The 13,006-nt window shown below is 43.3% G+C and carries 11 protein-coding genes; 8 read left to right on the forward strand and 3 right to left on the reverse strand.

The window, feature by feature from the left end; translation table 11 throughout:
* The first annotated feature begins 148 nt into the window (after positions 1–148).
* The 4 genes from RMX98_RS00770 (at position 149) to RMX98_RS00785 (ending at position 4,031) form a co-directional block, all read left to right on the forward strand.
* Positions 149–346 (forward strand): hypothetical protein, encoded by a 198-nt coding sequence (locus RMX98_RS00770; RefSeq protein ID WP_322679168.1) that lies wholly within the window; start codon positions 149–151, stop codon positions 344–346.
* Between the two features lie 111 nt (positions 347–457).
* Positions 458–2,056, forward strand: coding sequence for an efflux RND transporter periplasmic adaptor subunit (locus tag RMX98_RS00775; protein ID WP_322679169.1), 1,599 nt, complete (start codon positions 458–460; stop codon positions 2,054–2,056).
* Positions 2,057–2,071: 15 nt separating this feature from the next.
* Positions 2,072–3,361 (forward strand): ABC transporter permease, encoded by a 1,290-nt coding sequence (locus tag RMX98_RS00780; protein WP_409880918.1) that lies wholly within the window; start codon positions 2,072–2,074, stop codon positions 3,359–3,361.
* Position 3,362: 1 nt separating this feature from the next.
* A complete protein-coding gene (locus tag RMX98_RS00785) occupies positions 3,363–4,031 on the forward strand; it encodes an ABC transporter ATP-binding protein (RefSeq protein WP_322679170.1) in 669 nt (222 codons plus the stop codon).
* On the opposite strand, the gene RMX98_RS00790 is transcribed toward RMX98_RS00785, so the two are convergent.
* Positions 4,024–4,485: a helix-turn-helix domain-containing protein gene (locus RMX98_RS00790; protein WP_322679171.1), complete on the reverse strand. Its 462-nt coding sequence runs from the start codon at positions 4,483–4,485 to the stop codon at positions 4,024–4,026. The genes RMX98_RS00785 and RMX98_RS00790 overlap by 8 nt on opposite strands.
* Positions 4,486–5,571: 1,086 nt before the next feature.
* On the opposite strand from RMX98_RS00790, the gene RMX98_RS00795 reads away from it, so the two are divergent.
* The gene (locus RMX98_RS00795; protein WP_322679172.1) at positions 5,572–7,290 is read left to right on the forward strand and encodes a diflavin flavoprotein; all 1,719 of its coding nucleotides are present in this window, start codon (positions 5,572–5,574) and stop codon (positions 7,288–7,290) included.
* 126 nt (positions 7,291–7,416) lie between these two features.
* Positions 7,417–9,129, forward strand: coding sequence for a diflavin flavoprotein (locus RMX98_RS00800; protein WP_322679173.1), 1,713 nt, complete (start codon positions 7,417–7,419; stop codon positions 9,127–9,129).
* Positions 9,130–9,277: 148 nt separating this feature from the next.
* Here RMX98_RS00800 and RMX98_RS00805 read toward each other — a convergent pair whose 3' ends face one another.
* Positions 9,278–9,469 carry a hypothetical protein gene (locus tag RMX98_RS00805; RefSeq protein ID WP_409880968.1) on the reverse strand — a complete coding sequence of 64 codons (192 nt, stop codon included), beginning with the start codon at positions 9,467–9,469 and terminating at the stop codon, positions 9,278–9,280.
* Between the two features lie 565 nt (positions 9,470–10,034).
* On the opposite strand from RMX98_RS00805, the gene RMX98_RS00810 reads away from it, so the two are divergent.
* Together RMX98_RS00810 and RMX98_RS00815 are read left to right on the forward strand one after the other, a co-directional pair.
* Entirely contained in the window at positions 10,035–11,108 is a 1,074-nt protein-coding gene (locus RMX98_RS00810; RefSeq protein ID WP_322679175.1) for a TIGR03032 family protein, read from the forward strand.
* Positions 11,109–11,412: 304 nt separating this feature from the next.
* A complete protein-coding gene (locus RMX98_RS00815; RefSeq protein WP_322679176.1) occupies positions 11,413–11,592 on the forward strand; it encodes a hypothetical protein in 180 nt (59 codons plus the stop codon).
* Between the two features lie 20 nt (positions 11,593–11,612).
* Here RMX98_RS00815 and RMX98_RS00820 read toward each other — a convergent pair whose 3' ends face one another.
* On the reverse strand, positions 11,613–12,905 hold the full coding sequence (locus RMX98_RS00820; protein ID WP_322679177.1) for a dicarboxylate/amino acid:cation symporter: 1,293 nt from the start codon (positions 12,903–12,905) through the stop codon (positions 11,613–11,615).
* Between the last annotated feature and the right edge of the window lie 101 nt (positions 12,906–13,006).

Raw genomic sequence — 13,006 nt, forward strand, 5'->3', positions numbered from 1 at the left:
CTTGCCTATTGCCTATTGCCTCCTATGCAAATAAGCATGGCTACCCTACGCTGCGCGAACAGAAATAAAATTGGATTGTTATATATAAGTATTCAATCCTTGGATTTACCAAAAATAATGCTGAAGTTCTATCAATTAGGTAAAACTTATGAACGCTAATGAACAACAAATAAATCATAGAATTCATGATGAAATGACTCAAATACAAATTGATTTGGAGAAAGCTTTAAAAAATATCCTTGAACAAGCTGGGAACAAAATTAAGCCAGATAAACAAGAGGAATTTAAAAAGGAGATTGAAGGTACTCAGCAAATCCTCGAACGTTTTAAAAGTAGGTATGCTTGAGATATTTTAGGTAATACATTGTGTGGAAAAAACCTTAAAAATATAAGCTACTTATGGTTACATAAACTCAGCCAAACAGAGGCGGGTCTGGTTTTTACTCAAGGAGTGAACATGGCATTTAATCCTCTCGATCCAGTCAATTACCCAAATCTACCCAAGCTAACTGACTCTACATCTTCACTCCCGCCGATAAAGAAGCAAGGCATAACAAAATGGTTAGTTGGATTTCTCTCCCTATTCTTAGTTGTGGGTGTCAGTTATCTGATTCATGACCAGCTTGTTAAACGACAACAGCAAGCAAATCTACGTCTGGCAGTAGTGCCTTTAAAACGGACAAATTTTTCTATCACTGTCTCAGCCAATGGGACTGTTGAACCTGAGCGGTCAATCAATCTCAGTCCCAAAACGGCAGGTACTTTAAAAAGGCTGCTAGTTAAAGAAGGTGATTATGTCAAAGAAAAGCAGGTATTGGCTTATATGGATGATTCCAATTTGCAGGGACAATTGATCCAAGAGCAGGGGAGATTGGCACAGGCAAAGGCAAATCTACGCAAACTCATGGCAGGCAATCGCCCCCAAGATATTGCTCAGGCGCAAGCGAAATTGGAGGAACTCAAAGCAAAATTACGCAAACTCATGACAGGTAATCGCTTTCAGGATATTGCTCAAGCACAAGCCCGTTTAGAGAGATATCAAGCTACTTTGAGCCAAGCAAAAGACGACTTTCAGCGCAACCAGAAACTTTATGATGCTGGAGCAATTTCTCGGCAAGCTTTAAACCAAAAACGTGCAGACCTCGACAGCGCCCAAGCCCAAGTAACGGAAGCACAACAAGCACTATCTCTGCAAAAGGCGGGAACCCGTCAAGAAGATATTGACCAAGCCCGTGCAGAAGTAAAACAGCAACAGCAAGCACTATCTCTGCAAAAAGCGGGAACCCGTCAAGAAGATATCGACCAAGCCCGTGCAGAGGTGATATCTGCTAGCGGAGCGTTACAAAACATCCAAACTCAGATTGATGACACACTGATTCGCGCACCCTTTGATGGGGTTGTGATTCGCAAGTATGCCGACCCAGGGGCTTTTGTCACGCCAATGACAGCAGGTAGTTCGGTTTCTTCTGCAACCTCATCATCGATTCTGGCATTAGCTGATACAAATCAGGTTGTGGCAAATATCTCGGAGAGCAACATTTCTCAAATTCGGATCAATCAACAGGTGGTAATTAAGGCAGATGCTTACCCTGGTAAAACATTTCTGGGACGAGTATCGCAAATCGCGGCTCAGGCAACAGTAGAGCAAAATGTCACTAGCTTTGAAGTGAAAGTTGCTTTGCTTTCAGATTCCAAGAAGTTATTGCGCTCTGGAATGAATGTATCTTTGGAATTTAATGTTGGTGAATTGCAAAACGCCCTGACTGTACCAACGATCGCAGTGACACGTCAACAAAAGGTAACAGGTGTTTTTGTGGCTCGTAAAAATCAACCGCCTGTATTCACTCCCATTACAACTGGAGCAACTGTTAACAATCGTACCCAAGTTAAGGCTGGGCTGAATGGTACAGAAAAGGTATTGATTAGCTTCCCGTCCCAACCTCAAAATCAGTCTGGTATTTCTTTTCCAGGTTTACCAGGAAGCTCTAAAGCGGGCAATTCTCAACAAGAACCTCCAATGGGGCCACCACCTGGTGGCGGTTCTCCCGCTCATTAATTCAAGGTACAAAAAATGACTATTTCCTTTCGCTTACCTCGCAGAATAGCGACTTCTCGTCGTGCCCATACTGTCTCAGTAATCGAAATCTTATCAATGGCTATGGAAGCATTATGGCGCAATAAACTCCGCACTGGCTTGACGATGCTGGGTGTAATTATTGGCATTGCTTCTGTGATTGCAATTACCTCCGTTGGACAAGGTGTACAAAAAGCGACAGAACAGCAAATTCAGTCTTTAGGAACTGATGTTTTGCAGGTTTTTGCAGGAGCCGCTCGTTCTGGTGGTATCAGTCAAGGAATGGGTTCTAGTTCAACCCTTACTTGGGAGGATGCCAAAGCTATCCAAGAAGAGGCTCCTGCTGCTCAAGTCGTTTCTGCCTACCTCCAGCGTCCGGGGCAGGTCGTTTATGAAAAGTTGAATAATTCCACCAACATTGTCGGAACCGATTTGAACTATCCCGAAGCTAGAAACACTTCCCTTACCCAAGGTAGGTTTTTTACCCAAGAGGAAATGGAGAACGCTAAATCAGTGGTTGTTTTGGGGCCGACAGTGCGGGATGAACTATTTGGCACTGGTAAAAATCCTGTCGGCGAACAGATTCGGATTCAACGTAACATTTACGAAGTCATTGGCGTATTTGAGAAGAAAGGCTCAGAAGGGCCAATGGATCGGGACGATCAAGTTTTTATTCCCCTAACTAATATGTCAAGTCGCATCGTGGGGAATAATGCTTTAAAAGGTTTTGCGATCAATGGCATTTATGTAAAACTAGCCAATCAAGAGCAGTCAGCAACGGCTCAATTTCAGGTTGTCAATCTTCTGCGCCTGCGTCACAATCTCAATTCATCTCAATCTGATGATTTCAGCATTAGAAATCAGACAGATGTTGTTAATACCTTCACGACTGTGGTGGGCTTGTTTACGATGATGGTAGTGGCGATCGCTAGTATTTCTCTGTTAGTAGGAGGTATTGGCATCGCTAATATTATGCTGGTTTCGGTTGTTGAGCGCACACGAGAGATTGGCATTCGCAAAGCCGTTGGTGCAACTAATTCCGCCATTTTGAATCAGTTTTTAGCCGAATCCGTTGTGATTTCTACCGCCGGAGGCGGTATTGGTATGGGAATTGGGATTGGCATTGCCTTTGGTGCTGCGATGATTTTCCATTTTCCCTTTATCGTCTCTATCTGGTCAGTTGTTTGTGGATTTGGATTATCCTTCATTGTCGGGTTACTAGCCGGGGTGATTCCGGCTCGGAATGCCGCCCAGTTAGACCCAATTGCCGCCTTACGGAGTGATTGATATGACCAGCATGATTTGGATGCAGGGGATTACCAAAACTTATCGCCTGGGTGAAGTGACAGTACCCGTATTAAAACGGATTGATTTAACAATTGAGCAAGGAGAGTATGTTGCCATTATGGGCACATCTGGTTCAGGAAAGTCTACACTGATGAACCTGATTGGCTGCTTAGATCGTCCAACGGGCGGACACTATGTTTTAGAAGGTAGAAACTTGATTACTTTCGGCAATGATGAACTAGCGCATATCCGCAATCAGCGCATTGGCTTTGTATTTCAGCAATTCAATCTGTTACCAGGCGCTACTGCGCTTGAGAATGTTATGCTGCCGATGATTTACGCCAATATTCCCAAGCAAAAACGCCGCCAGCAAGCAATTCAAGTACTCACACGGGTGGGATTAGGCGATCGCTTGTGCAATTTTCCCAGCCAACTTTCTGGGGGACAACAACAACGAGTCGCGATCGCTCGGGCGCTAGTTAACCGACCGGCACTGATGCTAGCTGATGAACCAACGGGCGCGTTAGATACTCAAACATCCCAGGAGGTAATGAATTCATTCGCCGAACTCAATCAACAAGGTATGACGATCGTGATTGTCACCCATGATCCGGCGATCGCAGCTCAAACGAAACGAGTGATTCGAGTCCAAGATGGTTTAATCAGCTAATTATTTGCTGTTCCTGGGTTTGTGTGCGTCCACTTCCAAACCTTCTTCCCCTTTTTTTCAGTACCCGTCGGAGTCGATCTGCACTCAAGTTTACTTGACGCTCAGATGCCAGTTTTTTCGCTAATTGTTTAGAGTTATAAGCTTGTGACTCTTGAGCTAAACAATTTTCGAGATAAACCAAATCTGATTCTGAATATCGGGGTTTTCCTCCTCGACCAGGAGCATCCCATAAACCTGCTAAACCCATTTTTTCCCAGCGATGAAGGGTTTGACGCACTGTTGAAATCGCCCAGTTCAAGCCTTTAGCAATTTGCTCATTTTTTAAGCCGCGAGTATTTAGCAGCAAAACTTGAGCGCGATCCTTAGTACGTTGAGGAACATCTTTGGCTTTTCTCAACTCTTCTAAGGTTAGCTTTTCTTCTTCAGTTAAAAACACTTTTAATCGGCATCCCATAAACAATACCCTTTTACACAATCAATTTTTGCCATTTTTATATCTATTCACGGTCTATATACTTAATCACATGCGTGTTCAAAAACACACTTAAAAAGGTGGATGGCAAGTATTAATCACACCTACGTATATAAGGCTGCTACTTAAAAAATGCTGGCTTGAGAACACCATCAAAGTTTGCAATTTCTCATCGAAAATGGATTTTGTAATAAGCTTATCCGCATCATAAATGACACCATTAACCTGTATGGACAGGCTTATTGGGTAGCTAGAGGTTCTAGCTTATAACTCAACAATAATTTGTTGGCGCTATGCTGATTAATGTTTATAGTCGATAATAAAAGACTTTATCATTAAATTTCTGAAATCATGAGTGCAGTTACGGATGTTTATCGAAACTTTAAAAATGATTTTTCCTCTAGTTCTCATTGGGATGAGCATCAAAATATATACAATCACAGTTGTTTTTTATTCAACTCGGCTCAGGAACATTTGCTTTGATCGTCTCTAAACAAATAGCTATTTTATAAACTTTACAGAAAATTTATATTTTACATAACCAGATTTTTGATGGAGACAACAACATATTCAAGACCTATTGGATAAATCAATATTAACAGCTTATTTGATGCTTAGTAAAATCTTTCCTACTTTTCCTACCTTTCCTACTTTTCCTACTTTTACTGATTACTTCTAAAGGAATACGCCGAAACAAATAAGTTTTTCTAGTTGAGATATAAATGTATTCTCTGGCGATATAAAAATATGATAAATAATTTAGGATTAGTAGATAGAGCAGCAAGATAATATTGTTTAATTATGCTTTTCCTCTCAGGAAATATGATGGTAATGAGATTTTTGAATTAGGATAGAACCAGATAAATAGCAAAAATTACTACTCAGCAAAGTTGAAGAATTAATTAAGATTTAGCATCTTTCTCGTAATCATATTTTTTACTAAAAAACAGCAATAATTGATACAAGTTAAAATTTTCAAAAACTGATATTCATTACAACTTCAACATTAAATAATAGAGAGAATGGGGGCAGAAGAAAAACCTGTTAATTTGCGCTCGGAGACGAATAATGGTAGCGGTCGCAGAGAACGTTCAACATCGGCTAACTATACAAACTGTAGAAATTGCCCCTAACACAACGGCGATTCGCTCTCTTGATTGGGATCGCGATCGCTTCGATATCGAATTCGGACTGCAAAACGGTACAACCTACAATTCATATCTAATTAGGGGCGAACAAACAGTTTTGATTGATACTTCTCACCAGAAGTTTCGCGATCTGTATTTAGAGACTTTAAAAGGTCTTGTTAACCCCAAAACAATTGATTACATAATTGTTAGTCACACAGAGCCAGACCATAGCGGTTTGGTAGAAGATGTCCTTCAGTTAGCTCCTAGAGCCACTGTTTTAGCCTCAAAAGTTGCGCTTCAGTTTTTGGAAGGTTTAGTACACGATCCTTTTTCCAAGCGGGTTGTGAAAACTGGCGATCGCATCGATATCGGCAAAGGACACGAAATGGAATTCGTGAGTGCGCCTAACCTGCACTGGCCGGATACAATCTTTAGCTTTGACCGCAAAACCCAAATTCTCTACACCTGTGATGCTTTTGGGATGCATTTTTGTGACGATCGCACCTTCGACGAAGATTTAGAAGCGATTGAAGCTGACTTTAGATTTTACTACGACTGCTTGATGGGCCCTAACGCTCGTTCGCTGCTGAATGCGATGAAGCGGATGAGCGAACTAGGGAAGATTAATATAATCGCCAATGGTCACGGGCCATTATTATACCACCATTTAGATGTTCTAACTGGGTGCTACGACAATTGGAGCCAAAGACAAGCGAAAGCAGAAACAACAGTTGGCTTGTTTTTCGTCTCAGAGTATGGGTATGGCGAACGCCTTGGTCACGCAATTGCCGAAGGTATCCTGAAAACTGGCGTTGGCGTAGAAGTACTGGATCTGAGTACTGCCCAGAGCCAAGAAATTCAAGAACTAGCCGGGAGAGCAGCTGGCATCATTATCGGGATGCCCCCAACTACCTCCGCTGCCGCCCAAGCTAGTATCAGTTCGGTGCTAGCTGTCGCCAAGAACAAGCAATTTCTTGGGCTGTTTGAATGTTACGGTGGGGATGATGAACCCATTGATACACTCCGCAGACAATTCCTTGACTCTGGCATCAAAGAAGCTTTCCCACCCATTCGGATTAAAGAGACTCCCAGCGCATCAACATTCCAGTTGTGTGAAGAAGCGGGTAAAGACATTGGACAATTGCTAGTGCGCGATCGCAACATCAAGCAAATCAAGTCCCTTGATGTCAACATGGAAAAAGCGCTGGGTCGGATTAGTAGTGGACTGTATATAGTCACGACTAAAAAAGATAATGTCTCAAGTGCAATGCTGGCATCCTGGGTAACGCAAGCGAGTTTGCAACCATTAGGATTCACAATTGCCGTTGCGAAAGACCGTGCTATTGATTCCTTAATGCAAGTAGGCGATCGTTTCGTCCTCAACGTTTTGGAAGAAGGCAATTATCAAGAACTCAAGAAACATTTCCTCAAACGCTTGCATCCTGGTGCTGACCGCTTTGCTGGGGTGAAAACTCAACCCGCGAAAAACGGTTCGCCGATTCTAACAGATGCTTTGGCATATATGGAATGTGAAATACAGAGCAGCATGGAATGCAGCGACCACTGGATTTTATACTGCACCGTCCAAGAAGGCCGTGTCTCCAAAAACGATGGATTGACAGCCGTTCGCCATCGCAAAGTAGGTAATTACTACTAACAAATAGGGAAGAGGTGATAGGTGACAGGGGACAGAAAAGAAAACTATCCCCTGTTTCCTATGATCCATACCCCATAACCTATTCCCTATTCCCTGTTCCCTATTCCCTAATTTGATCCAACAGCTATGACCAATTCCAAGCCACGCGACGTACAAGTTCTACCAATTGCTACAAATACTAAGGCGATCAGAGCACGTAGTTGGTCACGTCTGCGGTTTGAAATTGAATACGCACTTGAAAGAGGTACTACTTCCAATTGCTATTTGATTGAAGCTGATAAAACCGCACTTCTTGATCCACCGCCAGAAAGCTTTACCGAAATTTATTTAGAGGCATTGCGGCAGACTTTAGATTTACAAAGTTTGGATTATATAATCTTGGGCCATTTTAGTCCCAATCGAGTTGCAACCCTCAAAGCAATTTTAGAACTAGCACCACAGGTAACTTTTGTTTGTTCTCTTCCTGGTGCGAACAATTTGCGTGCTGCTTTCTTAGAGCAAGATTTAAACGTCTTGGTGATGCGGGGGAAAGAAACTCTGGATTTGGGTAAGGGTCATGTTTTGAAATTCTTACCCACTCCGAGTCCGCGTTGGCCGGAAGGACTTTGTACCTACGACCAGCAAACCCAAATTCTCTACACAGATAAGTTATTTGCAACTCATCTCTGTGGCGATGAACTGTTTGATGATAACTGGGAAGCACTCAAAGAAGACCAGCGTTACTACTTTAACTGCCTGATGGCTCCCCAAACTCCTCATGTGCAAGCAGCTTTGGAGAAGATATCAGATTTGCAGGTGAGAATGTATGCTGTCGGTCACGGCCCCTTAGTACGCACCGGCTTAATTGAACTTACCAAAGCTTATGGAGAGTGGAGCCGTTCTCACAACGATCGCGAGATTTCTGTTGCTTTACTTTATGCTTCAGCTTACGGGAATACAGCGACTTTAGCACAAGCGATCGCTCTGGGATTAACTAAAGGTGGAGTCGCAGTCAAATCGATTAACTGCGAATTTGCTACCCCTGATGAAATTCGCATCAATCTCGCACAGTCAGAGGGTTTTATCATCGGTTCTCCTACCATTGGTGGTCATGCACCAACTCCGATTCATACTGCTTTAGGGATTGTGCTATCGAGTGGTGACAACAGTAAACTCGCTGGAGTCTTTGGTTCCTACGGCTGGAGTGGCGAAGCCTTTGACTTAATCGAAGGTAAACTCCGGGATGCTGGGTATCGCTTTGGTTTTGACACTTTGAAGGTGAAGTTTAAACCTGATGATGTCACTCTCAAATTCTGTGAAGAATTAGGTACAGACTTTGCCCAAGCACTGAAAAAGGCTAAAAAGGTACGCCTACCCCAACAAGCCGCGACTCCAGTGGAACAGGCTGTTGGTCGGATCGTTGGTTCCGTTTGCGTGGTGACAGCAAAACTTGGAGAAGTGTCTACCGCAATGTTAGGCGCTTGGGTTTCTCAAGCCACCTTCAACCCACCTGGAATAACAGTGGCGATCGCCAAAGAGCGAGCGATCGAATCTTTGATGTATCCAGGCGGTAAGTTTGCCTTAAATATTCTACCTGAAGGCAATCATCAAGACTACATGAAACATTTCCGTAAATCTTTCGCACCTGGGGAAGATCGATTTGCCAACTTTAGTACAGCAGTTGCAGATAACGGTTGTACTGTCCTCACTGATGCACTAGCATATTTGGAATGCTCAGTCAACCAACGTCTAGAATGTGGCGATCATTGGGTTGTGTATGCAACTGTGGATGAAGGTAAATTACTCAAACCTGATGCTGTGACTGCCATTAACCATCGCAAAACCGGCACTCATTATTAAATCATGAGACATTTAACTTAGGGAAGCGCTTTAGCTTAAATATAGGCAAGGCAAAGCGTTTTATGACAAGATTCTCTTTTTTATTGTGGGATGGACAAGATGTCCATCTCATTTTTTTGTCAAGATGCAGAGTCCGCCTAAGAGAATTTTAGTTATTGACTAAGTACAGCATTTCATTAATTCGTAATGAATTAAATTTGGCAATACCCTGCAATAGCAGTGTATCGACTGACAATGCCAATGCATCGACTAACAATGCCAATGCATCGACTAACAATGCCAATGCATCAACTAACAATGTCAATGCATCGACTGACAATGCCAATGCGTCCTCTTGCATTAAAAACGCTACGATTTTACGCAAAGCTGTACTAATACCATTTCTTTGTGAGGCCAAACCTTTTTAACTTCTTTCTTTGTGTCCTACCCTTCTCCTTCAAAGACGCTACGCGAACAAGAAGCCACTTCGTGTCTATGATAACGGGAACGCTGTTGCTAGTGTATTGCCTAGCTTACATTCAAGAGTAGAAGCATCCGTCTGACTTTTCACGGGATCTGGAAAACCTCTGTTCTATTTCTCTCTTCTTTTAAGGAGAGAGACTTTGAATTTTCCCCCTTCCCGTCGCGGGAAGGGGGCTAGGGGGTTAGGTTAACGTGAGTTCGACAAGTCCTTTTTTGATCTCTCCCCTAACCCCTCTCCGTGTCGGAGAGGGGAGCCAAAACCCTAATTTATCGTTGCTTCTCCCTTTCCCTGTGGGAGAGGGAGGTTGTCCGGGAGAGGTTCATCGAACTCACGTTAGGTTAATCCTTAGCTTTTCCACATAACGTGAAAAGTCAGAAGCATCCGTGCCTGCGGCGAAATTATCACTGAAAGAACACCAGAGTTATCAAGGAGTCAAAACCAAGTGAATCCTAATGACAGCAACATTAACAAACCATCTCTCGAAATCAACGCTTCTCGCCAGTTCACCCCTTGGCTGTATGAGCAAAACCTCAGTTTGGCCTTCACTACCTATCAAGCGGGAAAATTATTCTTCATCGGCTTGCAACCAAACGGTAAATTATCCGTATTTGAACGTAGCTTTGAGCGGTGCATGGGTTTGTATGCCAATGGCAACAGCCTCTACATGAGTTCCCTGTATCAACTCTGGCGATTTGAAAACATCATCCAACCTGGACAAAATCACCAAGGCTACGATGCTCTTTATTTGCCCCAGATGAGTTATGTGACTGGAGATTTGGATATTCACGACATCGCTTTGAGTAGAGCAGAAGAAAAAGATTTAAACTCGCAAAAATTAGTATTTGTCAATACCTTATTTAGTTGTTTAGCAGCAGTCAGCGAAACCCACAGTTTCGTTCCTCTGTGGCAACCAACCTTTATCAGCAAGCTAGCGGCGGAAGATCGATGTCACCTGAATGGGTTGGCAATGCAACAAGGAAAACCTAAATACGTCACTGCCGTCAGCCAGTCAGATGTAGCAGAAGGCTGGCGGGAGCATCGGGCAAACGGCGGCTGTGTCATTGACGTAGAAAGCAATGAAATTGTATTGCGCGGACTATCCATGCCCCACTCCCCGCGCTGGCATCAAGAAAAACTCTGGCTGCTCAACTCAGGCGCGGGAGAGTTTGGCTTTGCTGATTTAAAGCGGGGAGTGTTTGAGCCAGTCGTCTTCTGTCCGGGATATCTGCGCGGTTGTGCATTTTATGGCAACTTTGCAATAGTGGGAATTTCGCAACCCAGACATAACAAGACCTTTAGCGGCTTGCCCCTAGACGATAAATTGCAACAAAAAAACGTTGAGCCTCGCTGTGGGTTACTAGTGATTGACTTAAGAAGCGGTGATATTGTCCACTCCCTGCGAATGGAAGGGGTAGTACTGGAATTGTACGACGTGGTAGCACTTTTGGGGGTACGTCGTCCAATGGCGATCGGGTTTCGTAGCGACGAAATTCGGCGGGTGGTAACGGTGGGATGAAAAGCTAACTAGTTAAGATTCTAGATGGCAATGCGATCGCTAACAAAAAAAAATTTTGCAACAATCAATCAGCGATAGGGTCATACATCTGTATGCCCTTACCAATTTATTTGACTTTTCACAAGATATGGAATCAGAAACATGGTGCGTGTAATTTCAGTATTAAAGCGGAAACAACATAAATTCACTTGCTGAAATTCCGCAATTGCCACAAAGACAATAGCAAAAACGCAGGGTAGCCTTTAACTAGAAAAACAGTATCAGGCAGTTTCTAGACAAAACTTTTATATTTTTTGTTGTTCTTATGACTCCAAAACACACCAAAATTAAATTTCCTCTTTGGCAGTATCTGAACCAGCCCTTATTTAGTCGCGATACTAAATTAATATTGAATCCCCAACGTTTCGTATTAGTCTGGCGTCTGCAACTTTTAGAACGTTGCTGGACAAAAGAATGTGACGCCAAAGGGCCTCAACAGCATTAGATATTTGAAAAGCTGGCAAACTAAGCCTCGTCTACAGAACGTGGCTTTTTGCCGTCAAGTAAAGTACTAACAGTCATATCTCCCATAACATTAATTGCGGTGCGGCAGCGATCCAAAAACCAGTCTACAGTAACTAGCAAAGCGATGTACTGGGTAGGTAAGCCGACAGAAGTGAACACTAGTGTCATTGTTACCAGCCCTGCATTGGGAATATTTGCCGCACCCACAGATGCAAAAATCGAGGTAAGGATGACAATTAACTGCTGTCCTAAACTCAAATGTTGCCCAATCAGTTGGGAAATATACAACGCAGACATTGCTTCATAAAGGGCAGTACCATCATTATTGAAATTTGCCCCGACTAATGCCCCCAAGGCAGCAGAAGATTCCCTTAAACCGACTTTTGTTTGCAAAACCTCAAAGGTTACGGGCATTGCCGCCGCCGAGGAAGAAGTTGAGAAAGCTGTCAAAAAGGCATCAGAACCGCCAGCTAGAAATTTTAGCGGGTGTACCCAAGAACCAAATTTGACTCTGGTGAGGTAGTAGCACGCCTGCAATACCAGTGCTAACAATACAGCGACGATAAATGCACCCAAAGATTTAAACGGTGCAAAGCCCTGCATCGCAATAGTTTTAGCTACAATCCCAAAGACTGCGAACGGTACTAAGGCAATTACCCAGTTGAGGATGCGGACTACCGCTTCAAATAAAATTCCGATGACATCCTCTATCGGCTGAAATCCATTCTTGCCTTGGGCGATTTGTTCAGATTTTAATGCCCGCAGGACGATGCCAAAACTCAGGGCAATCACAATCAACTGGATGACATTATTATCAACCAATGGCTTGAGGACGGCTTCTGGTACAGCATCTTTGAGTATTCCCCAAGGATCGAGACTTTGAGCAGTTATTGCCGTACTTGTTGAGGTGTTTACATTGCCCCAAGTCCCCGGACGCAGTACATTAGCCACCAAAAGTCCCACCAAAATAGCTACGGTAGTGTTAGTTAAAAGTAACACTGCCAACCGCCGTCCGGCTGTACCAGGGATATTGGTAGTCATTAAAGTATGCAGTACTGCTACCAGAATCAGGGGTGTAGCCAAGGCGCGGAGAGCCTTTAACACCAATTCTGCCGGAATTGCTAAATTATTGATTAAAGCGGCGTTGCTGGGATTGGGATTCCCTGCACCAAGGGCAATTCCGACGCTGACTGCCGCTATTAAGGCGATGAGAATTTGCAACGTGAGAGGGATACGCTGCCACCAAGGGCTAGCTTTGGTTTCAGGCGAAGTTGTTCTCTCTGTTTGACTCATTGGCTAGATACTGGTTAACTGCTGTAACTATTAAAACAACACTAATAATAGTGATAATTCCCGAAAAAGAACAGCTTTAATTTTGGTTAAAAACTGTTAAT

The sequence above is a fragment of the Nostoc sp. DedQUE02 genome (assembly GCF_034531035.1).
In the GTDB taxonomy this organism is placed as follows: domain Bacteria; phylum Cyanobacteriota; class Cyanobacteriia; order Cyanobacteriales; family Nostocaceae; genus Nostoc.

Bases quoted from the DNA above. Each gene is read 5' to 3' on its own strand.
- RMX98_RS00790 (WP_322679171.1), bottom strand. From the start codon at position 4,485: ATGGGATGCCGATTAAAAGTGTTTTTAACTGAAGAAGAAAAGCTAACC.
- RMX98_RS00775 (WP_322679169.1), top strand. From the start codon at position 458: ATGGCATTTAATCCTCTCGATCCAGTCAATTACCCAAATCTACCCAAG.
- RMX98_RS00815 (WP_322679176.1), top strand. From the start codon at position 11,413: ATGACTCCAAAACACACCAAAATTAAATTTCCTCTTTGGCAGTATCTG.
- RMX98_RS00800 (WP_322679173.1), top strand. From the start codon at position 7,417: ATGACCAATTCCAAGCCACGCGACGTACAAGTTCTACCAATTGCTACA.
- RMX98_RS00770 (WP_322679168.1), top strand. From the start codon at position 149: ATGAACGCTAATGAACAACAAATAAATCATAGAATTCATGATGAAATG.
- RMX98_RS00820 (WP_322679177.1), bottom strand. From the start codon at position 12,905: ATGAGTCAAACAGAGAGAACAACTTCGCCTGAAACCAAAGCTAGCCCT.
- RMX98_RS00805 (WP_409880968.1), bottom strand. From the start codon at position 9,469: ATGCAAGAGGACGCATTGGCATTGTCAGTCGATGCATTGACATTGTTA.
- RMX98_RS00785 (WP_322679170.1), top strand. From the start codon at position 3,363: ATGACCAGCATGATTTGGATGCAGGGGATTACCAAAACTTATCGCCTG.
- RMX98_RS00780 (WP_409880918.1), top strand. From the start codon at position 2,072: ATGACTATTTCCTTTCGCTTACCTCGCAGAATAGCGACTTCTCGTCGT.
- RMX98_RS00795 (WP_322679172.1), top strand. From the start codon at position 5,572: ATGGTAGCGGTCGCAGAGAACGTTCAACATCGGCTAACTATACAAACT.